The organism is Blautia sp. OF03-13 (assembly GCF_003460685.1).
In the GTDB taxonomy this organism is placed as follows: domain Bacteria; phylum Bacillota; class Clostridia; order Lachnospirales; family Lachnospiraceae; genus Fusicatenibacter; species Fusicatenibacter saccharivorans.
The window spans coordinates 71,227-92,184 of record NZ_QTVR01000003.1 but is presented as its reverse complement, the minus strand read 5'-3'; the positions used below and the strand labels follow the sequence as shown (position 1 = coordinate 92,184).

The following is a 20,958-nucleotide window of genomic DNA, read 5'->3' as shown; positions in this document are numbered from 1 at the left end:
TTATTTGTCAAATCAAACAGGCGGCTTTTTTATTTTATTTGTCAAAGCGGATATTCGCAATCCGATCCAGATTCCGCTTATGCCGCATTGAACCGTTTCTTTTAATGCTGAATGTTATCAGACATCAGTTCCATAAAGCTCCACGGCTTCAGAACTTTGTTGATCTCTGCAAAGACTTTATCGTCGTAGTTGTGTTTTACTTCGGTCTTTTTATCAAATACCATGGTATCCGCATCCTCTGCTTCTGTTTCCGGCCAGTGCGGGAGTCCCTCGTGATCCGGGGTTCCGTTCTTTGCAAAGGCGAGCAGGGCGCCAAAGATTTCGCTTTCCAGTTTATCACTGACATCCGGGATTCCGCAGATTTCTACGAGATCGCTATTGCCGAAGAAATACGGGATGTCGGAGCAGTGCCATGCCGGTTTGCCGTTCTGGAACGGGAATTCCAGGGCGAAGTTGTAGAGATATGCTTTGCCGCCGCCTTTTGCGAACAGTTTGGCAAGTTTTACGGTAGGCTCACGCATTGCGCGGTCGATCGCAAGAACATCTACACCGTTCTTCTCCGGATATGCTTCTTTGAAAGCGTCCAGAACCTTTTCGGCATTGTCTCCATAAACCTTTTTGAGGATTTCCAGAATCTCTTCCGCTGTCAGTTTGTTCTTATCATAAGCTGCCGGTGCAAACGTTGCGAACTCGCCGTATACGGTTCCGATCATCATCGGAATCTGATGTGCATGCTCACGGAAGCCTGCGTCGAATGGATTTCCGCAGAAGTAATCGCCCTTTTTCGGACCGCCGCCGATGTAGCCGCCATTCTGTGCGATAGCCGGGGATACCTTTGCATATGCTGCGGCAAGCTGCGGATACGGTACGGTTTCCAGCTGCGCCACATCATCAAAGCCAAGCTCTTTCATCATTGCCGTGACAATCTCTGTTCCATCTTTTTCTCCTGCGCCGAGCGGATCCCCTTCCATCACACCGCTCATGACAAGGCCTTTCTGGAACAGGCCGTCTGCTGATGGAATCTGCATCAGGTCAATCACCTTCATTCCGCCGCCGGACTGGCCGAAAATGGTTACATTCTCCGGATCGCCGCCGAACAGGGCAATATTGTCATGTACCCACTGCAGGGCTGCCACCATATCGGCGTGGCCTGCGTTTGCGGAGTTTTTGTATTTTTCCCCAAATGGAGACAGATCCAGATATCCTAAAATATTCAGTCTGTGATTGACGGAAACAAGAATCGAATCACCTTTCTTTGCGATGCTGACGCCGTCATACGCAACCTGCTCAATGGAAGATCCTGCTGCATATCCGCCGCCGTGGAACCATACGAGTACCGGCTTTTTTGCTTCCGGATCGAGTTTGTTTGTCCAGATATTTAAAGACTGGCAGTGCTCATCCTGCGGCCAGTAGCGGTGCGGAACCATAAGCTCGCCGTTCGGTGTATCTTGGTTCTGAAGCGGGCATACAAAGCCGTAGTTTGTCGCATCCTTCACGCCATCCCATTTGGACGGAACCGGCATCTGGAAACGGTCTGCGTATGCATACGGAATTCCTTTGTAAATGTAAACACCGTCATAAAAATAACCTTTTAAATCGCCGGATGTGGTATGCAGCACCGGCACGCCATCGTAATCAAATATTTTCCCCATTTTGAAATACCTCTTTTCTGTAGAATTTAGCATTTATGTTGTTTTCAGTATAAACAATATTTTCGTCCTTTTCTACTCGAATTGTCGCAAGATCTTCTTATATTGTTGCTTTTTTTCCACTCTTTCTCTGTATTCTCCCACCGCGAGTGCAATTTTTTGAAGATTTTACAGAATCTGCTCCACCTCAATCAGCGCCGTCTCGTGCGGCTCCAGGCGTTCCTGCACCGTGAGGCTGCCTTCCGGGTCGGTTTCCTGCTCCCAGACACGGTATTCCGGGTCCGCACTGTGGCACAGCATCGCGCGCTCCATCCGGTTCATCCGCTCCGGAGCTCCCATCCGCACCCACGCATCGTAGCTGCTGCCGTGCTCTTTTGTCACTTTATACAGCCGCAGGCAATATTTTCCCGGTTCCAGTCCGGTCAGTTTCACTGAAAAGGTCCGGATTTCCCCCATATTGAATACGCGGTAACGGTCCGTGCGGGAAATATTCACGGCATGGCGGTAGCGGTACAGCATATCGTAGTGAACATAGTTGTACAGGTAAATCTGGCTTTGGTTTTTCTCCGGCTCCGTGCTGATAAAATAGCCGTCCCCACGCTTCACCAGACGAGATCCCATTCTGCCGAGCAGCCGCAGCGCAGTGCAGACCGCCTTTGGAATGCCGTTCATCGTGAACAGCCCAAAACCTCCATGATACGTTTCCCGCGCCGGAAATACTTCATCCAAACGGTCATTGACCGAGAAATACGCAATTCCCTGCAGCGCCTCTTCATTTTCCAGAAGATTTTTAAACAGCCATGCCGCTTTATAACAGGTATCGTTGCACAGATCCCTCTGCCAGATGTTGCTGCTGCACTCATCCACCAGAACCGGCAGTGCACCAAGCCCAGCCTTCTGCAGCAGACCTTTTACCTTCTCCCCGCGGTTCCGCAGAAAATCCGGGTCGCGGCTCACAATCATATTGACGCTCTCGTTGTTCTGGATCAGATTCATTTTCTCCTCTTCCTCTCCATAGATCACCGTGCCAAACGAGCGGAATGCAAAAATTTCCGGCACACATTCCTTTTCCTTCATAGTTTCGATAAAGGCTTTGAGATGTTCCTCCGGTCCAAGACCAAAGGAAAGACATGTTACAAGATCCGGGCTCACACGTTTCATCTCCTCGTACGATGCTTTCCACGTCTCAAAGAACTCATCTCCTCCATCAATCGTGATCACGTCTCCGCTGATCCACGGGTTGAAAATCCAGCGCCGCATCTGGTTGATTCCATACCGTTCCCTTAGATGTTCCATCAGGTTTTTGATCAGCATGCGCCACTCAGCCAGATCTCGCGGAGAGCTGCTTAGCGCCGGACGCATCGTTCTTCCCGGGTCTGTTTTTGCCAGCAGCAACGGCATATGGCCGAATTCCAGCAACGGCTTCGCTCCCGTGGAAAGGATGAAATCGATCACCTCATCAATATAGTTCCAGCAGAACTGAATCTCGCCCCACATATTCCGCCGAAGTACGCACATATCATCATCAAGAATTCCTTTTACGCGGATCAGCTCATAGCCGAGCTCCTGCACCAGCTGTTCCAGCTCATCCTGCACCTCGCGGTTCAGCACACTTGCCGCATAGCCAGCATTGATCACGCGCTTCCAGTGGCCTGCCACTCTTGGTTTCCGTCCGTTTACTGCCGCTGTCACGGAAACGGCACTCTCATTTATCGTCTCAATCTCCTGCTCCGTGACCGCTGCATACTGCAGGAGACTCTGGAAAATATCATGGTCTCCCGCCGCCTCTTCCCGCTCTTTTCCTTTCTTTTCACGCTGTTTTACTGTATATTCCATCTGCTTCCGGTATTCGCTCGGTGTCATACCGCGGTATTTGCGGAATGCGCGGATCATCGCCGTCTCATTGACAAATCCATTGTGATAGGCAATCTCCGTCAGCGTTGCGCCGCTGTGCATTTCCTGTACGGCATGCGCCAGGCGCACCTGCGTCACGTACTCCCGAAATGATACACCGAAATACTGCGGAAAGCTCCGTGAAATATAGGCACGGCTCAGATAAAGATGATCCGCCAGATCCTCCAGCGTAATCTCTTCCCGGCAATGCTGCAGAATATAGTCTGATGCCCGCTGAATGCGTTCCCTTCCGCCCCGGCCCTGTTCCACCTTTTCCCCGGATGTAAAGTAAAAAAGCAGATCCTCCAGAAGCGCCGTCACACGGCTTTTCATATAGATCGGTTGTTCCTCATTATTCTTGTACATCTCAAGAAAGATCCGTGCCATATCCCGCCGGATCAAATCAAATTTTTCCTGCTGATCTTCCATATAAAAAAACGACTGACATTTGACTTCACATTTCAGCAGCTTAATGTGAAATGAATCAATCGTCTCCGCTGAAACGCAGAGCGACAGAGCAAGTCCGTCTTCGTCCAGATCCAGGTCACAGATCTGAAACCGGTTGATCGCAAAGACAGATCCCACCGGGAGACTGTGAACTTCTCCGTCCTCGTAGCTGACTCTTCCCGTCCCACGAAGCAGAAATAAAAGTTCAAAATCCGGATTCCACAGTTCCCGTTTCTCCTCCGACCGGAGTAGCCGAAAATAGAATCCCGGCATTTCCTGTTTTGTTCCTTTCAGCATCATGTCTTCGTCTCTGTTGTCTCTTTCCATTTCACACCTCATGATAGATTTTTTTTGTTGTATTGTACCACAAAAAAGGTCCCGCAAAAAGATCTTCTCCTTTTGTGGGACCGATTTTTCGGTTTTTGTTTTAGTTTTTGCAATTATTCCTTCACCTTCAGCACCAGACACTGATACGGCTGCAGACGGATCGTTTCCTCGCCTGCCTCGCAGGTGTCATAGTTATTCAGAAGTACTTCTTCGATTGTATCTGTAAATGGCAATGTAATGCCATCCGCAAGAGAAGTAGTAAGGATCAGAATATTATTCTTCTCATCCTTCCTGCGGTACGCCAGAACGCCGCTTACCGTCTCGTATTCCGGAATCAGCGTTCCGTAGAGGAAGGTTTCTTCCAGATCTTCACGTCGTCTTACTGCCACCATTTTGCGGTAAAACCACAGCAGGGAATCAGGATCTTTTTCCTCGGCCTCATAGTTCAGTTCCGTATAGTTTTTATTCACCGGGAACCACGGCGTACCTGTTGTGAATCCCGCCTCAGCAGATGCATCCCACTGCATCGGAGTTCTGCTGTGCTCGCGGCTCTCGCGGTTGATCTGCTCGAGCGCTTCCGCATCCGTTTTTCCTTCAGCAATCAGGCGGTCGTAAATAGCAAAGGTCGGTTTATCGACGAATCCCTGAATGGACTGTTTCGGGTCGTCGCGCATGCCGATTTCCTGTCCCTGATACAGGAACACAATACCCGGCAGGAAGAAATTAGTGACCGGAAGCATTTTTTCGCTGTAGAGGTTCTGATCCTCCGGCATCAGGAACCGGTCGATGCTGCGCGGTTTGTCATGATTTTCAAGGAAATTACAGAGCATGCCGCGGCCATCCACGATTTTCTGTGCCGCAAAAAGCTGATCGCGATAATCGTCAAACAGCGCCACGGTATTGCCCCATTTCGGGTTACGCACATTGTCGAGGGTGTGACAAAAATCGAAAACGGACGAGAAACTGCCGTTTTCCCCAATCACATCCTCCACATCCTCCGGTCCCATGTGATCGTACTCTCCGATCGTCAGCGCATCGGTCGGTGCAAAGGTGCGCTCCTTCATTTCACACAAGATATCGGCAAGACCGTCTACATTGTTGAAATACTCGAACGCCATATTGTACTCGTCCGGTCCATCCGGCGGAAGGTTGGTGTACTGATAATTCTTTTTCAGATGGCTGATCGCATCAAGACGGAATCCGCCAAGTCCCAGATCCATCCATTTTAAAATCATCTCATAAATTTCTTCCCGCAATTTGGGATTCTCCCAATTGAGATCCGGCTGCTCTTTTGTGAAGATGTGGAGGTAATACAGATTATCATATCCCGGTACTTTCTCCCATGCGCTGCCGCCGAAAATCGACCGCCAGTTGTTCGGCTCTTTGCCGTCTTTTCCTTCCCGGAACACATAATACTTTCCGTACTTTCCAAACGGATCTTTGAGTGCCGCCTGAAACCACGCATGCCGGTCAGAGGAATGATTCACGACGAGATCCATCAGGATGCGGATGCCGCGCTTTTTTGCCTCCGCGATCAGCTCCTTCATGTCCTCCATCGTTCCAAACGACGGGTCGATATCCATGTAATCGGAAATATCGTATCCGTTATCTACCATCGGGGATGCAAACACCGGGCAGAGCCAGATGACATTGGCTCCCAGCTTTTCTATTTTGTCAAGATGACGGATCACGCCTTTCAGATCTCCGATGCCGTCCCCGTTGGTATCCTGAAAACTCTTCGGGTAAATCTGATATCCGACCGTTTTGTGCCACCACTTTTTCTCCATTACTCTTCTCCTGTTCTTTTGTTTTCGTGATGCGGACTGCTCTTTAGGTTTACCGCAAAACCTATAGTGTTTTCACTATATCACAAAAGAATGGATTGTGCTACTTTTTTTCTTTTTGTTTTTTCCTATGTTCGCTTTACCGTTACGGCTCACTGTTTTTTCATCAGCGGCAAAATCACGCAGGAAGCAGCTTTTCTGCCCATATGAATGGTCTGGTGGGCAATTTTATTTTCCGTTTTTTCCGACCACAGCCCTTTCTGATTGCTGTGAACATGATACTGTGGGAAGTCGGAGGAGGAAACATCTACACGAATGCGGGAACCCTTTGGAATCGTGTATACAATATTCCACATAGTAATCTGTACCTCTGCCACGCTGCCCGGTTCATAGGCTCCGGCCTCCGTTTTTCCCTGCTCCAATGTTGCAATCGAGGAACGAATGTTGTACGCTTTTCCTTCCGGCGTTACCTCCATGATTTTAGCGGTAAATGCCGTATCCTCGCAGTCACTTTCCACAAACAGACGGACGGAAGCTTTTCCGTTCAGCGTGAAAGTTTCTTCCAGCGGTTCTGATACAAAACTCAGGACATCCTCACGATAGTCCGGTTCCGGCTGAAGATGGCTGCCGATCTGCGGCATCGTATGCAGAAGGGCTTCTCCGCCGATACTCTCGACCGGAGTGGCCGGGTCAAACGTGTAGTTTCTCGTTTTTTCCCGTTCCGGCGCGTCTGCCCGCAATGCTTTTTCATCCAGATACAGCGTCATGTTTCCCGCAGTTCCTTCTTCTCCCAGTCGGTCGGATACGATGTCAATCCACCGGTCCGCTCCGATTTCATAGGCACGGATCCGCTGCGTCGGGATTTCTTTTTGTTTCAGCGTCAGCTCAAACCATTCCAGCATCTTTGGAATTTCTTCATTCTGCGGGTGCAGCACCTCTTTGCCCTCGAGGCAGATCTGGAAAAAGTGGTTCCAGGCGCCGATTTCGAGCCAGCTGTGCTGTTTTGTTTCCTCGTTCAGCCGCTCCCACGTTTTCATACTGCTGCCGTGGTGATGATCGTACCAGCCGCTTAAAAGATAAATCGGAACCTTCGTTTTTGATGGAATTTCCCGCAACTGTTTCCACCAGCCCGTCTGCCAGAGTTCCGCATCCGGGCTCAGGCTTGTGATGTATTCGCGGTAGGACGGAACACGCTGTCCCCACAGCGCCTCGTCCACTTCAATCTGCGGCAGATAACGGCAGCTTTCGCGATAGTCAGCATTCACTGGTTTTTCCGCATTTTCCATCGACCATGCGGTCAGGATATCGTGGCGGAAGCAGCCCTTCTCGTAGGCTGATACAAAACGATCCGTTCCATAGTCCTCCAGAAACATTGCGGCAACTTTCCCCTCCGCGGCATCAGCGAACGCCCAGCCGGTCATGCTTGTGTAGGAATGGCCCCAGTAGCCTAAGATTTCGCACCATGGCTGCTCCACAAGGTAATCCATGGTGTCAATGCCATCGTTCCGCTCATTAATGTTTGGCTCCCATTTTCCTTCCGACTGCTCTCTGCCGCGGCAATACTGGTAGACATACACATAACCCCTGCGCGCCAGTCCCTCGCCGTAGGCACGGTGAATACGGTCGTTGCCCGGATAGCAGGTACGAGTCAGGATGACGGGATATTTCTTGTTTTCTCCTGATCCGCCTTCCCTTGGAAAATAATAGATTGTATGCAGCTTCACACCATCGCGCATCTCGATCTGGCTGTCTTTTCTTTCAAATGCTGCACAGCTTTCGGAAACGCCGCTTTTCGCAAATTGTGCTTCTACGCGTTTTACCGCAGCCGCCATAAAATCTTCTGCCATTGCCCTAAACCTCCATTTCCAGCAGTGCCATACCGAGTGTCTTTCCATGTTTGTCCAGCGCCAGCGATCTTGTGACACCGCCGCCGAGTGTCTTGTCGAGGACAAAGTTCAGCGCATGGATTCCGTTCAGTTCGTAGCGGGTTACTTTTCCGTGACAGATTTCGCGGAAGTATTCTGCTACGCGTGCTTCTGTTACTTTTTCTTTCAGCATTTCATAATTGTTCTCATCATATGGGATCACCGAAATATTGGAGATCTCGCCTTTATCGCCTGTTCTTGCATGTGCAATCTCTTTTAATTTCATCGCCTTATACCTCCCGGAATGTAACTTTTGCTTCTACTGCATCGCGCGGCACAAAAATTGAGCAGACCGAGACAATCTCGGACACCCGTTTCACTGCTCCGCCGCCTCCTGCGGGACCGTTGGTATAGAGAGCCTCCACCTCGTTTGCCAGCAGAACGGCATTTTTCCGGTCTTTCGTTCTGCCTGCGGCGCGGAGACGCACTTCACACGGAGTTCCACTTCCGATCTCCTTGGAAATTGCATCACGATACAGGGAATTGCATCCGATAAAATCAGTACGGTACTCTTCCAGCTCGATGTCTGTCAGTTCAATCCGCTTCTCCAGAATCTCCGCCGCCAGCTCCGCCCGTGCCATACAGTTGCTTCCGCCGTAGGAAATTTCACCCTCACCGATGAAGCAGTCCTTGTAGCCGACACTCACTTTCAAAGTTTCCGGTCTTCCATGCGTTGTCGCATGCTCGGCGCGAACCTGGTTTTCCCCGATCTGCCGGAACGTCACCTTTGAAAAGTCCGCTGTTGCATCCGGGGTCAGGTAAGCCTTGGGGTTGTGGATTTCGTAGATCATCTGCTCTTTACAGGTATCCACACTCACCAGTCCGCCACTTCCCTCGACTTTTGTCACGGTAAATGCGCCTGTCTCGTCGATCTCAATGAGCGGGAATCCAAGTTTCCACAGATCCGGCACATCCTTGTAGCCCGGATCCGCAAAATAGCCGCCTGTCACCTGTCCGGCACACTCCAGCAGATGGCCTGCCAGAACCGCCTGTCCCATCTGATCCGGGTTGTCGTCAATGTTCCATCCGAACTCATATACCAGCGGTCCGATCGTCAGTGCAGGATCGGAAACGCGACCGGTAATGACAAGATTGGCACCCTCTTCCAACGCTTTTGTGATGCCCTCCGCACCCATATAGACGTTCGCAGAAATCAGAACATCTTTTTTCTTTTTTAACAGCGTGCCATCCTCCAGCACTTTTTCATTTTCATACTTATCCAGTTCGTCTGTAATATCATCGCCGGTCACACAGGCAATCTTCAATCCACTGACACCCAGTTTTCTGGCAATTTCACACGTCCGTTCTGCAGCAGATACCGGGTTGGCAGCTCCCATATTGGTAATAACTTTTACTTTGTTTTTCGCCATCAGCGGGAGAATTTTTTCCATTCGGTAGTCGAGTAGCTGGTTGTATCCCTTCGACGGATCTTTCTCTTTGTCCTGCTGCCCGATCGCAACGGTGCGTTCCGCCAGACACTCGAAAATAATGTAGTCCAGATTTCCTTTTTCCATCAGCTCCACTGCCGGCTCAATGCGGTCTCCCGCATAGCCTGCTCCGCTTCCGATTCTGATTTTTTTCATGTTCTATGGCCTCGCTTTCTTTGATCTGAGATCATTGTAATGCGATATCCGGGCAGATACTACAAAAGGGATCGTAATTTCTAAAATTTTAGAAATCATGATCCCTCTTTTATGTGAGTTCTGTTACAGCAAAGACAGAAAATACCACAAAGCCCCAAAGCTGCAGAAATTCCGGCATTTCATTCTCCTTCTGTCTTATTCTTTGATTTTATTGTATAACGTTGCCAGCGAAATTCCGAGTTCCTTTGCCGCTTTTTGCTTCCCCTCCATATCCCGTCCGTACAGCAACAACGTATTTTGGATCTCCTGCCGTTCAAAGCGGCGCACCCGCTCTTCCAGCGTCATGTGAGCCTCTGATTCCCGTTTTTCAAACTGTACGAGACTCGTCACAATTGAGATGCTTCCGCGGATCTGATGCTCTTCCCAGATCGGATAAACACTTGCAAAGTATTCCTGCGTTCCCTCTCTCCGCACCATTCCCTCGACCGGGATGCCGCTCCAAATGACTTCCGGAGCAATGGCAGATTTGCGGTAATCCGTGATTTTATGACCTTTCGCGGTTTCAAGCGGAACGCCGATGAAATCGCTGTAGACTTGATTGAAGAACACAATCCTGCTGTGCTGATCGCAGATCAGGATTCCCTGCTGTAAAGATTCCAGAACGGAATGTACCTGCATTTTTCGTTCCTCCCGTTTTCTCTTTCTGTACTCTCGGAGTCTTTCTGTCATGAGGATATTTAGCCCTTATACTCCTCCGTAAATGTCTTGTATGAATAGATCACATTCTCAATTTTATCTCCACGGTCGCAATTACATTTTGATACCACATGGCATCACCATACCTTCCGGCAATTTTTAACTTTATTGCCACAAAGTATGGACTCAGTTCAAAAAACGCACGGCAGGAAATCCCGCCGTGCGTCCATAGATTCTGATTTACGCTTAAATTATTTAAGAGTAACTTTAGCGCCTTCAGCCTCAAGTTTAGTTTTGAGCTCTTCAGCTTCTGCTTTGGAAGCACCCTCTTTGAGGACTTTCGGAGCACCGTCAACTACTTCTTTAGCTTCTTTCAGGCCAAGTCCTGTAGCTTCACGTACAACTTTGATAACTTTAACTTTGTTCGGGCCAACCTCTGTCAGCTCTACGTCGAACTCGTCTTTCTCCTCAGCTGCTGCTGCATCGCCTGCTGCTGCTGCAACTACAACGCCTGCTGCTGCGGATACGCCGAACTCTTCCTCACATGCTTTTACAAGATCGTTTAACTCTAATACAGATAACTCTTTGATAGCGTCAATAAACTCTGCGGTTGTTAACTTTGCCATTTTATTTTCCTCCTTGGATATTTTCTGAATAATGTTCTCAGGCTGCGTATTTCACGCTGCCCGCTTGAGGCTTAGGCCTCTGCTGCGCCGCCTTTGGACTCTGCGATCTGGTTGAGGACGCGAGCCAGGTTTGCGATCGGGGACTGGATGCTTCCAAGCAGTTTGCCAAGAAGTTCTTCTCTTGACGGAACGTTTGCCAGTGCTTCCATTCCAGCTTTGTCGTAGTAGTTTCCTTCTACAACACCAGAAACCATCTCCAGCTTCGGAGCGGTTTTTGCAAATTTAGCGATGATTCTTGCCGGAGCTGTTGCATCGTCCTTGCTGATTGCGATAGCGTTTGTGCCATCCAGGTCTTTGGTAAGAGACTCGAAAGCAGTACCAGCGAATGCACGTTTCATCATTGTATTTTTGTATACTTTGTAATGAACGCCTGCTTCTCTTAACTCTTTACGCAGCTGAGTATCCTGAGCAACGGTTAATCCGCTGTAGTTTACCAGCAGCACGCACTGTGCGCCTTCTACCTGTGCGCTGATCTCTTCCAGGACCGGCTTCTTCAGATCGATTTTTGCATTGATTGCCATGATTGCACCTCCTTGTAGTATTTCGTACCTACGCTTTGGAAGTATAAAAAAAGCTCTTCGCGAAGATTGGCGAAGAGATCTCAAAATTCCATAACATGAACCTTGTGTAACTTCTCCTCGGCAGGCGTTTGAAACTTACGCCTTGCGGCACCTGCTGTCTTCGGCGTGATACAGGTGGTATGATAGCATATGTGAGGCGAGTTGTCAAGATCAAAATAGACTTTTTTCATATTTGTGCAACTTCATCAAAATATGCGTTCTATTTTTTCAAACCGTTTCTTCCTATACCATGTTATACTTACGTTGTTGTCGCCTCCCAAACTGGCAACAGGAAGGGGGTGAGCGCATGTCTATACTTATTTCTCTTATCGTTTCCGTTGTAGCAGGTGTAATCAGCTACTATATCTGCAAGTGGCTAGACGGAAAACATGGTGACAATTAGCCCAGGCGGATGCCCTTCCGTAAAATAGGGAAGAACCCCCAGCAGTTGCCGCTGCTGGGGGTTCGCTTTGTGAACACATGTCACTTATTTCTCTTATCAACTACATATACTATATCATATGCAGAACCGAATTTCAAGATTCCTCTCCCACATTTTTATTTCACTTTCACCAGTCGCACAGCCATATACGGTCTTGACGGCATGTCGATCGTGAATTCTCCGCTGTGGCGGCCTGCCGGGGTGATGGTCATGTTCCAGGTGTCGATGACTTCCACATCAAACTCCTGGCCTTCCGGCATGTGGAACGGGCGACGGCATGGGCGGTTGGCTCCGAAATAGTACATGATACAGTCTTTTCTCGGATGGCTTGCGCCGTTCGTGCAGCAAGTCTCATCAAAGAATGCCGGAAGCGGCTCCATATAGCCCCCGTTTTCTTCCATAATATCCAGCAGGAACTGGATTCGCGCCGGGCTTCCGCCCTTCAGCTCTCCGCCGTGTGACCACCAGATCACACCGTTTTCATTTTCATACGTCTCTCCATGCTGGCCATATCCACCTCTGGTGTATGCCTCCCAGAACCGGCGTGTCATCTCCTCGCCGCTGATATTGCCCCAGCCGAACGGAAGATTTCCTTCATATGCAATCTCATCGAGTACGCACGGTTTTCCATACTGCGGGCGCCAGATTTCCACATTCTCTGCGGTACGGTACAGATCGATTCTCTGCAGACTGCAGTGCGTGATCCATCCCCTGGAATGATCGTACATGGTCATACAGTTGTGAATGGAGCGCAGATGGCGGTACGGATCCTGACGGCAGACGGTTTCTGCATTGGACTCCCACTCGGATACCGGTTTCCAGCGGAACAGGTCAAATTCATTTGCCATAGCCCACCAGACATTGTGGTATGCGCTGAAACGGTTGACAACGTATCTTAAATAAAAGTTCTGCTGCTCCAGATTCATGCGGGAATAGCCCCAGCGGTCGTACGGATGGAACAAAATCAGATCTGCCTGGATTCCCATGGTGCCAAGGCGTGCGATCGTGTTTTCAATATGCTCAAAATAAGAAGGATTCGGGCGGGTGTAATCCCATACTTCATCCGGGTTTTCAATCATGGCATCAATGCCGCCGAACATATTGCGCGGCGCTTTTTCCAGCTTCTCTGTCTCAAAGTCAGACGGAGACCACGGAGAATTTTCACGAATTTCAAACGGATACTGTGCCGGCTCTTTTAAATTGTAGACATAGTGCTTCGGAAAAACGCAGAAACGGATCTTGTTAAACGGAGAGGACGCAAGACTCTCATACGTTTTCTCCTGTGTCTCCTTACTCTGCAGCTCCCACACATAACAGGTCGTACCGCACGGGTAGTATTCCTTTCCGTCATCGTAAGCAAAATGATAGGTGTTTGCTACCCGGACCGGACCGTGGCAGTTTTCATCGGCTGCGCTGACCTCCACCGTCACCTTTGCCTCATCGCCCCAGCTTGTTACTGCGGTAATCTCATACGTTCCTTCGCAGGATGGCATAAAGCGAAGCTTGTATACGCCGTTTCCGTCATAAAAGCCCTCGGCATGCTTTTCCTCTGCCTGACCTGCCATCGTTCCTTTCACCCACTGCTCCGCAAACGGATTTCCCTCGGACGGTCCCCGGAAAACCAGTTCTGCAATTCCATATCGTTTTACATATTCGGTATAAGACTGTAACATACGTTCCACCTTTCTAAAATAAGTATCGTTTCGTATTTCGATAATTTAATTTTACTAAATCTATCTTAAATAGTCAATCTATTTAAATTTAATTTTTAAACAATAATTCAGTTGTTTTTTTATTACTTTTGCCGGTATCCGTTTCTTTTTTCCCTGTATTTATTGACGTTTTTTCACTTTTATTGTAAACTTCCCAATAGAGTCTGCCGGAGCTTTTGCTGAACAGTTCCGGCCTTTTCTTTTTATCCGGCTCAAAATTCAGCATGACCCTAATATGTACCGGAGAGGAGATGTTTCTTTGAAAAAACGGTTTTCCAAAATTTCCATACACTCACTTGGTTTTCGCATTTTTGTTCTGCTTGCAGTCATGATCGTCCTTTTTTGTGCTCTTGTCGTGTACAATAACACAGCCGCTTTTGGTCTGATGCTGGATCGAATCCATGAGAACTCGGAAAATACACTGGTTCTGTACCAGAAAAGCCTGGATGAAAATCTTTCCCGCACGGAAACCTATCTCTATGTTTTCGCCTTAAATGATGCCGATCTTCTTTCGCTTCGCGCAGCGGAACCACAGACAACCGGCTGGTATGTCACGTTGAATCGGATCAAAAAAAGCTTTGAAAGCGCAACGCCGAACTACACGGTCGATGGCTTTTTCTGCTATCAGGAAGCCACCGATGCCCTGGTTCTCTACGATCAGACCAGCAACCCTACACCGCTCCTCTGGAACTATATCCGTAAAATCGCCAATACAGAGGATCCATTCTCTGTTTGGAACCTCAATGAAATCAACGGGAAATACTATCTTGTCCGTATCCTGAACCTGAACGGATATCTGCTCGGCGCGTACATTTCTACGGATACACTCCTTGGCACTCTGGTCGATACCAAAACGCAGGACAGCCTTCTGTATTTTTCCGATGGCTCCCTTCTTCTGCGCACCCCGTCAAGCAATGTCCGCATGGAGGCTCCCCGCTTGAAATGGCGGCGGTATCCTTCCTACGACATTGATGGAACCTCCTGGATGGCTGTTTCACATGAACTGAAGGAAACACCGTTGTCGCTGACCCTGCTTTTGAAGGCTTCGGAATACACCAAATATCAGAGCAGCTTTTATCTTCTCGCCCTGATCGTTTCGCTCGGTCTGTTCGTAATCTGGCTGCTCCTGTCTGCTTCCCTGCACCGCTGGGTTCTTCACCCGGTTCACATGCTGACGCATGCGCTGGAACAGCTCCGCGGCGGTGATCTCAAGGTGCGGATTCCGGATGACGCTATGCTCGACGAATTCCGGAAAATGACGACCGCTTTCAACGATATGGTCGAAGAGATCGATGATCTGAAAATCGCGAATTACGAAAAACAGCTCGCCCGTCAGAAGCTGGAAGCGCTTTACCTGAAGCAGCAGATCACGCCGCATTTTATGATCAACTGCCTGAACACCATTTATCAGCTGACTGAAAATAACCATGCGGACCTGGCACGGCAGATGCTTCAGAACCTGAGTGTACATCTGCGCTATACGCTTTCCTCCGGCCAGACCGTCTCGCTTTTAGAAGAGCTAAACCTTGTAAAAAACTACGTGGAGCTTTCCTCCATCCGCTATCCCGGCGCGCTGCGCCTGCTCCCTTCCTGCGAAGAATCGCTGCACAATGCAACGGTTGTGCCGCTGATGCTCCTGAACTTTGTGGAAAACACGATCAAATATGAGGTCGTTATGGGGAAAGTGCTGGACATGCATATCGATATCACCGCGCAGGAAGAAAATCAGTGCACCCGTCTTCATATCTGTATCTGGGATACCGGATGCGGTTTTTCCGAGGATATACTTGCCGTGCTGCAAAAGCTTGATACCTATGTAAACTCCGAGCAGGAACACATCGGCATCACAAACGTGGTGCTCCGCCTCCGCCAGATTTTTCCCGACGCAGCTTTTGCTTTTGGCAACCGCCCCGGCGCAGGCGCTCAGATTACCATTGATTTTCCTTACGTTCCCTTTTTCCGCATCGACGGATAACCGGAACAGCTAAAAATATGTTTTGGGAGGTTATTATGAACCTGTTAATTGTAGACGATGAATATTATACCGTCGAAAGCATTTCCAACAAAATCCGCACACTACGCCCGGACTTTTTTGAGATTTTCTGTGCCTACAATCTGACACAGGCATTGGAAGCCTTTTCCGCGCATCCGATTGATCTGATGATTTGTGATATCGAGATGCCCGGCGGTTCCGGCCTCGAACTGCTTGACCAGATCCGCCAGGCACACTACGAAACCGTCTGCATTTTTCTGACCGCCTATGCAAAATTTGAATATATTTCCCGCGCTATGAAGCTTTCCAGCAGTGACTATCTGTTGAAGCCGCTGGACGACCATGCTCTTCTGGAAGCTCTTGACAAAGCCTGTGCGCAATGTGAAAAGCAGCAGAAGGACCACGTCAACACCCTTCATGCCAATTACTGGAAGGAAAGTGAGCTCCCGCTTGCGGAACAGTTTTTCCTCGACCTGTTAAATGGCAGTATTTCCTCTGCTCCTTCCGAAGTGTGGATGAAATCCGCTATCGCCGTCTGAATGTCGAACTGATTCATCAGCCCCTCTGTCCGCTTCTGATCCAGACCGGACAGACGAACTCCTTTTCTCCGACCGACAACCGTACCCTGTATGAATTTGCCTTAAAAAATATTGCCCGGGAATATTTTTTTGAACCCGGCGAGCTGCCGCTGACGATCCGTGTGCTTGATGGTTTTTATCTTCTGCTTCTCCCGGCCTCCACACACTCTCGGGACGCCGTGATTGGCCGATGCCGTCAGGCCCTGACCGACTTTGTGACACACTTTCCGTTCTCGATCAACTTTTTCGTTGATCAGAAGGTCTGTCTCCCGGAAGACCTGCGAAAAGCTTTTCTTTCCATGAAAGCCTTCGCCGGAAAGAACGTCACCTACGAAAATCACGTTTTCGATCTTGCCGCTGAAACCGAAGCTCCTGTTCAGACGCCTTTTCAGCCGATTCCATCTGACCGCTGGTCCGATCTTCTCACATCCGGAAGAACGGAACAGCTTCAGATTGAGGTTTTCGCTTTCTTAAATCAGACGAAAAGCTCCGGCACTGCTACACGGGAATTTCTGACCGGCTTTTACTATCAGTTCCTGCAGCTGCTGTTTCGCCAGATGGATCATCCGGGCAGCGAAGACGAAGCCTTCCGCCGCCAGATTACCGTTGCTTCCCCGGAGCAGACCTTCTCCTCGTTTGGTGCTTTACGAGAATGGATTTCCAACAGTCTTCTGCTGTTCACACAAAGCCGTCAGGCAGCCGCTTCCCAGGACACGGCTGTTGCCACCGTGAAGGCATATATCGAATCGCACCTCTCCGACGAGCTGGATCGCGATACGCTTGCGGCCATGGTATACCTGAACGCCGATTATCTGTCCCATCTCTTCAAAAAAGACACGGGAAGTTCTCTCATCAACTACATCATCGACCGCCGGATTGCTCGCTCCAAGGAGCTTCTCGCAAAGGGCGAAATGAGCATCCGCGACATTGCCATCACCTGCGGCTTCCAGAATATTTCGTACTTCTCCCGCCAGTTTAAAAAATCGACGGGCATGACACCACGGCAGTTTAGAAATTAAAAAAATCCGGCCTTCCTTTTGCATATCGGAAAGCCGGATTTTTTGGATTCACTTACTTTTTTATCAGCCTTCACGCCGCCAAGGGTAATACCTTTTACAAAGTTTTTCTGGATGAACGGATAAATGATCATGATCGGCAGAATACCAAGTGCTGCCATCGCCATACGAACCGTTCCGGATGGGATCTGGGAGAGGCCTTCGCCTGCCTGCGCCATGTTGTTGGCGTTCTGCGTCAGCGCCTGAATATTCTGCATCAGACGGTTCAGCAGGTTCTGGATACTGTAGAGATCCGTTCTCTTTGTCAGATAGATATAACCATTGTTCCAGTCATTCCAGTAAGCGATACCGGAGAACATGGCAACGGTGGTAATAATCGGTTTGGACAGCGGAATGGCGATCTTCCACATAGTCTGGAATTCGTTTGCACCGTCAATATAGGCAGCCTCAAGAATTTCATCCGGCACACCGGTGACAAAGTAGCTCTTCATCAGGAGAACGTTGAATGCGCTCATCATCAGAGACGGAACCAGTAGCCCGAAGAACGTATCTTTCACATGGAATACGGTCGTGTAATTGATATAAGTCGGTACAAGGCCTCCATTAAACAGCATGGTAAAGAATACCAGGAAGGTCAGGACATTTCGTCCCGGCAGACCCTTTTTCGAAAGGCCGTAGGCCAGACAGGTTGTCAGTGCAAGGCTGCATACAACGCCGGTTGCGGTCAGGATAAAGGACATTCCATAGGCTTTGATTACCATGGAACTGCTGGATGTGAATACCCACTCATAAGCATAGGTACTCCACTTTTTCGGCAGAAAAGAGTATCCATTCTGTAACAGAGTTGCATTGTCAGTCAATGAGGAAATGAACATCAACAGAATCGGAATGATCGCGAGCAGTGTCAGGATTGTCATGATCAGATGGCCGAAAAAGCTATAAATTTTATCTTCTCTTGTTTTCATACCGTTCCTCCTAGATCAGCGCGCTGTCGCGGTCAATTTTACGTACCAGCAGGTTGGCGCCAAGCACCAGAATAAATCCTACGATCGACTGGTAAACACCGGCTGCGGCAGACATCGAAACATTGCCCATCTGAAGCAGTCCGCGATATACGTAGGTATCAATTGTGTTTGTTGTGGAATACAGAGCTCCCTGGTTCATCGGCACCTGGTAAAAGAGACCGAAGTCAGAGTAGAAAATTCTTCCGATTGCCATCATGGTCAGCATGATAATGGTCGGACGCAGAAGCGGCAGGGTAATATATTTGATCTGCTGCCATCTCGTTGCACCATCGATCTTGGCTGACTCATAGAAGGATTTATCAAATCCCATCAGTGTTGCCAGATACACAATACAGTTGTAGCCAACCGACTTCCATGCACTGACAAAAACCAGGATAAACGGCCAGTATTTCGGTTCCGAATACCAGGAAACCGGATCTTTTCCCAGCGCCTTTAAAATCGTGTTGTTAATGAATCCGTTTTCTACACTGAAGAATGCAAAAACAAGATATCCGATGATAACGGTGGAGAGGAGGTTCGGAAGAAGGATTGCACTCTGGTAAACTTTCTTCCGTTTTCCTTCCAGTTCACTCAAGACAATAGCTACTGCGATTGCCAGTGTTGTGTTGATTACGATAAATGCCACATTGTAGAGAATGGTATTTCGTGTAATAACAAAGGCATCGCTTGTCGTAAACAGATATTCAAAGTTTTTCAGTCCTACCCATGGACTTCCGTAGATGCCTTTTCCGGCATTGTACTGTTTGAATGCAATCACAAGACCCGGCAGAGGCATGTAATTGTTGATAAACAGATAAATGAGACCCGGCAGCATCAGAATATAGATCGGCAGAAAACGTACAAATGTTTTTCGTCTTTTCTGGCTCTTCTGACTTTTCACTCTTGCCATGTTTTTCCTTCTCCTTTTTTTTCTTATCCGCAGCCGGTCCCAAAGCGTTCCGGTTTTGACAGATTTTTCTCTTCTTACAACCTGCGCCGTCCTGTTTTTGGGACGGCGCAGTCATTTTTTGATCTAAATTCTTAAACTTTATTTGTTTGCTTCCTGCCACGCTGCAAGCTGTGCCTTTTTCTCGTCGATAATCTTCTGAATGCCTGCAGTCATCATCTTATCGTTCATCTCAGCAATTCCGGTCTCCGGGTCTACAAAGCCGTACTCTACGCTGGTCTGATACTCGTTGTATACGTTCTGTACTGCTGTGAGCTCGTTTGCCACATTTGTGCTGTCAAAGGAGAAACCGCTTGCTTTGGAAACCTTTGCATTGGTGTTAAACTCTTTCATCTCTGTCCACAGATCCGGATCATTTCCTTCCCATACATGGGTCAGGAACTGGTTCGGCATCATCCATCCCATGGAATGATTCCATCCGGAGTTGGATGCATCTACACCGTCTGCATAAGTAGCAAGTCCGTCATCGCCAATTTTATAATGTGTTCCCTCGATGCCCCATGCCAGAAGGTTTGCGATATCGGCATTTGTGTAGCACTCATTCAGGAATTTCATGGCTGCTTCTTTATGCTGTGCAGAGATCGGAATGGTCCAAGGCATACTAGCCACAGATGTGGAACTGATATAGTCATCCAGTGTCTGGAAGATGGTCATATCGCGACCGGTCAGTGTAGTCTCCTGCGCTTTGATGCCAGGCTTTCCGCCTGTGGTATAGCTCATCAGAGTTCCGGCTTTTACAAGCTCTCCGACTGCTGTTGTATCGGTCGATGCATCGGCACTGATATAGCCTTTCTGATTGTAGTCATACAGTCTTGCACAATAATCCTTGTAGAAATCGCTCTCAAAGAGATTTACAACATCAAGGTTCTGGCCATAGTCAAGCAGAACACCGAACACATTTCCTCCAAGGGAGTCTACGTTAGAGAACTGCGACATAGAACCTGTTGTCGGACGATAAACCTCTTTGTCCGGATACTTCTCATGCAGCTGTGCATAAATGTCATTTAATTCATCCAGACTGATTTTTACGATCTCATCGTCTGTGTTTGCTTCGTAGCCAATACCATCGAGATACTCGGTTGCGATCGCTGCGCATCCACGTCCCTGTGCAATGTCTCGGTTACTTGGAAGTCCATATAAAACTCCGTTTACACGGCAGGCATCTACATTTTCCTGTCCAACCGCATCAATAATTCCCTGTCCGTAAGTCTGAATCAGATCATTTTCTTCCAGGTCGGAGAGGTATCCCTGCTGAATTCCGGTTGCATATGGGAAACCTACACATGCAAGTACATCAATTTCCTCATTTGCGGAAAGAGCCAGCGTCGTATTCTGATTAAAGGACCCAAAATCGGTAATAGAAAGCTCAATTTCAACGCCAATCTTATCTCTTGTGATATCATTGATGGCTTCCTGTACTTTCTCCGTATCTGCCGGAGCACCCGTCCAGGTCGGGAAGCTTACGATGATTTTTTCCACTTCTCCGCTTCCGTTCTCTGCTGTACTGGATGCGGTACTCTTATCCTTAGAATCTGTCTTTCCGGAATCTGAACTTCCGCCGCTGCTTCCGCATGCAGCCATGGAGCATGCCATAATGGATGCCATGAAAATCGCTGCTACTTTCTTTTTCATTCTTTCGTCCTCGCTTTTTATCTTTTTGTCTTGCTGCTTTATTTCGTTTCTGAGTTTCGGCCGT

General features: G+C 48.7%; 16 protein-coding genes and 1 other annotated feature. Of the genes, 3 read left to right on the top strand and 13 right to left on the bottom strand.

Annotation, left to right across the window (positions count from 1 at the left end):
• Positions 1 to 101 precede the first annotated feature (101 nt).
• The 10 genes from DXA55_RS02985 to DXA55_RS02940 form a co-directional block, all read right to left on the bottom strand.
• On the bottom strand, positions 102 to 1,652 hold the full coding sequence (locus DXA55_RS02985) for a carboxylesterase/lipase family protein (RefSeq protein ID WP_117813004.1): 1,551 nt from the start codon (positions 1,650 to 1,652) through the stop codon (positions 102 to 104).
• A 165-nt stretch (positions 1,653 to 1,817) separates the two neighbouring features.
• Complete coding sequence (locus tag DXA55_RS02980; protein ID WP_158565020.1) at positions 1,818 to 4,316, bottom strand: GH39 family glycosyl hydrolase; 2,499 nt, start codon at positions 4,314 to 4,316, stop codon at positions 1,818 to 1,820.
• Between the two features lie 113 nt (positions 4,317 to 4,429).
• Positions 4,430 to 6,103, bottom strand: a complete 1,674-nt coding sequence (locus DXA55_RS02975) for an alpha-glucosidase (protein ID WP_117813002.1) — start codon at positions 6,101 to 6,103, stop codon at positions 4,430 to 4,432.
• 149 nt (positions 6,104 to 6,252) lie between these two features.
• Positions 6,253 to 7,947: a CocE/NonD family hydrolase gene (locus DXA55_RS02970; RefSeq protein WP_158565019.1), complete on the bottom strand. Its 1,695-nt coding sequence runs from the start codon at positions 7,945 to 7,947 to the stop codon at positions 6,253 to 6,255.
• Positions 7,948 to 7,951: 4 nt separating this feature from the next.
• Complete coding sequence (locus DXA55_RS02965; RefSeq protein ID WP_117510446.1) at positions 7,952 to 8,251, bottom strand: AtuA-related protein; 300 nt, start codon at positions 8,249 to 8,251, stop codon at positions 7,952 to 7,954.
• Positions 8,252 to 8,255: 4 nt separating this feature from the next.
• Entirely contained in the window at positions 8,256 to 9,608 is a 1,353-nt protein-coding gene (locus tag DXA55_RS02960; protein WP_117813000.1) for an acyclic terpene utilization AtuA family protein, read from the bottom strand.
• Positions 9,609 to 9,803: 195 nt separating this feature from the next.
• Positions 9,804 to 10,286, bottom strand: a complete 483-nt coding sequence (locus DXA55_RS02955) for a helix-turn-helix domain-containing protein (RefSeq protein ID WP_055220827.1) — start codon at positions 10,284 to 10,286, stop codon at positions 9,804 to 9,806.
• 269 nt (positions 10,287 to 10,555) lie between these two features.
• Entirely contained in the window at positions 10,556 to 10,930 is a 375-nt protein-coding gene (gene rplL, locus DXA55_RS02950; RefSeq protein WP_022462823.1) for a 50S ribosomal protein L7/L12, read from the bottom strand.
• Between the two features lie 71 nt (positions 10,931 to 11,001).
• Entirely contained in the window at positions 11,002 to 11,511 is a 510-nt protein-coding gene (gene rplJ, locus DXA55_RS02945) for a 50S ribosomal protein L10 (RefSeq protein ID WP_055227784.1), read from the bottom strand.
• Between the two features lie 37 nt (positions 11,512 to 11,548).
• Positions 11,549 to 11,693 (bottom strand) — a sequence feature (ribosomal protein L10 leader region).
• Between the two features lie 415 nt (positions 11,694 to 12,108).
• Positions 12,109 to 13,665 (bottom strand): DUF5605 domain-containing protein, encoded by a 1,557-nt coding sequence (locus DXA55_RS02940; protein WP_117812999.1) that lies wholly within the window; start codon positions 13,663 to 13,665, stop codon positions 12,109 to 12,111.
• A 298-nt stretch (positions 13,666 to 13,963) separates the two neighbouring features.
• On the opposite strand from DXA55_RS02940, the gene DXA55_RS02935 reads away from it, so the two are divergent.
• From DXA55_RS02935 to DXA55_RS02925, 3 genes are read left to right on the top strand one after another with little or no spacing between them, the layout of a single operon-like run.
• A complete protein-coding gene (locus DXA55_RS02935) occupies positions 13,964 to 15,679 on the top strand; it encodes a sensor histidine kinase (RefSeq protein WP_158565018.1) in 1,716 nt (571 codons plus the stop codon).
• A 35-nt stretch (positions 15,680 to 15,714) separates the two neighbouring features.
• Entirely contained in the window at positions 15,715 to 16,236 is a 522-nt protein-coding gene (locus DXA55_RS02930) for a response regulator (RefSeq protein ID WP_158565017.1), read from the top strand.
• Entirely contained in the window at positions 16,209 to 17,294 is a 1,086-nt protein-coding gene (locus DXA55_RS02925) for a helix-turn-helix domain-containing protein (protein WP_117812996.1), read from the top strand. The genes DXA55_RS02930 and DXA55_RS02925 overlap by 28 nt, the downstream gene beginning before the upstream one ends.
• On the opposite strand, the gene DXA55_RS02920 is transcribed toward DXA55_RS02925, so the two are convergent.
• From DXA55_RS02920 to DXA55_RS02910, 3 genes are all read right to left on the bottom strand, one after another.
• Positions 17,291 to 18,256, bottom strand: a complete 966-nt coding sequence (locus tag DXA55_RS02920) for a carbohydrate ABC transporter permease (RefSeq protein WP_117812995.1) — start codon at positions 18,254 to 18,256, stop codon at positions 17,291 to 17,293. The genes DXA55_RS02925 and DXA55_RS02920 overlap by 4 nt on opposite strands.
• Before the next feature lie 10 nt (positions 18,257 to 18,266).
• Positions 18,267 to 19,205, bottom strand: a complete 939-nt coding sequence (locus DXA55_RS02915) for an ABC transporter permease (RefSeq protein ID WP_117510352.1) — start codon at positions 19,203 to 19,205, stop codon at positions 18,267 to 18,269.
• A 138-nt stretch (positions 19,206 to 19,343) separates the two neighbouring features.
• Positions 19,344 to 20,894, bottom strand: coding sequence for an ABC transporter substrate-binding protein (locus tag DXA55_RS02910; RefSeq protein WP_158565016.1), 1,551 nt, complete (start codon positions 20,892 to 20,894; stop codon positions 19,344 to 19,346).
• Positions 20,895 to 20,958 lie beyond the last annotated feature (64 nt).

Bases quoted from the DNA above. Each gene is read 5' to 3' on its own strand.
- DXA55_RS02920 (WP_117812995.1), bottom strand. From the start codon at position 18,256: ATGAAAACAAGAGAAGATAAAATTTATAGCTTTTTCGGCCATCTGATC.
- DXA55_RS02980 (WP_158565020.1), bottom strand. From the start codon at position 4,316: ATGGAAAGAGACAACAGAGACGAAGACATGATGCTGAAAGGAACAAAA.
- DXA55_RS02915 (WP_117510352.1), bottom strand. From the start codon at position 19,205: ATGGCAAGAGTGAAAAGTCAGAAGAGCCAGAAAAGACGAAAAACATTT.
- DXA55_RS02965 (WP_117510446.1), bottom strand. From the start codon at position 8,251: ATGAAATTAAAAGAGATTGCACATGCAAGAACAGGCGATAAAGGCGAG.
- DXA55_RS02955 (WP_055220827.1), bottom strand. From the start codon at position 10,286: ATGCAGGTACATTCCGTTCTGGAATCTTTACAGCAGGGAATCCTGATC.
- DXA55_RS02910 (WP_158565016.1), bottom strand. From the start codon at position 20,894: ATGAAAAAGAAAGTAGCAGCGATTTTCATGGCATCCATTATGGCATGC.
- DXA55_RS02930 (WP_158565017.1), top strand. From the start codon at position 15,715: ATGAACCTGTTAATTGTAGACGATGAATATTATACCGTCGAAAGCATT.
- DXA55_RS02970 (WP_158565019.1), bottom strand. From the start codon at position 7,947: ATGGCAGAAGATTTTATGGCGGCTGCGGTAAAACGCGTAGAAGCACAA.
- DXA55_RS02975 (WP_117813002.1), bottom strand. From the start codon at position 6,103: ATGGAGAAAAAGTGGTGGCACAAAACGGTCGGATATCAGATTTACCCG.
- rplJ (WP_055227784.1), bottom strand. From the start codon at position 11,511: ATGGCAATCAATGCAAAAATCGATCTGAAGAAGCCGGTCCTGGAAGAG.
- DXA55_RS02940 (WP_117812999.1), bottom strand. From the start codon at position 13,665: ATGTTACAGTCTTATACCGAATATGTAAAACGATATGGAATTGCAGAA.
- rplL (WP_022462823.1), bottom strand. From the start codon at position 10,930: ATGGCAAAGTTAACAACCGCAGAGTTTATTGACGCTATCAAAGAGTTA.
- DXA55_RS02985 (WP_117813004.1), bottom strand. From the start codon at position 1,652: ATGGGGAAAATATTTGATTACGATGGCGTGCCGGTGCTGCATACCACA.
- DXA55_RS02960 (WP_117813000.1), bottom strand. From the start codon at position 9,608: ATGAAAAAAATCAGAATCGGAAGCGGAGCAGGCTATGCGGGAGACCGC.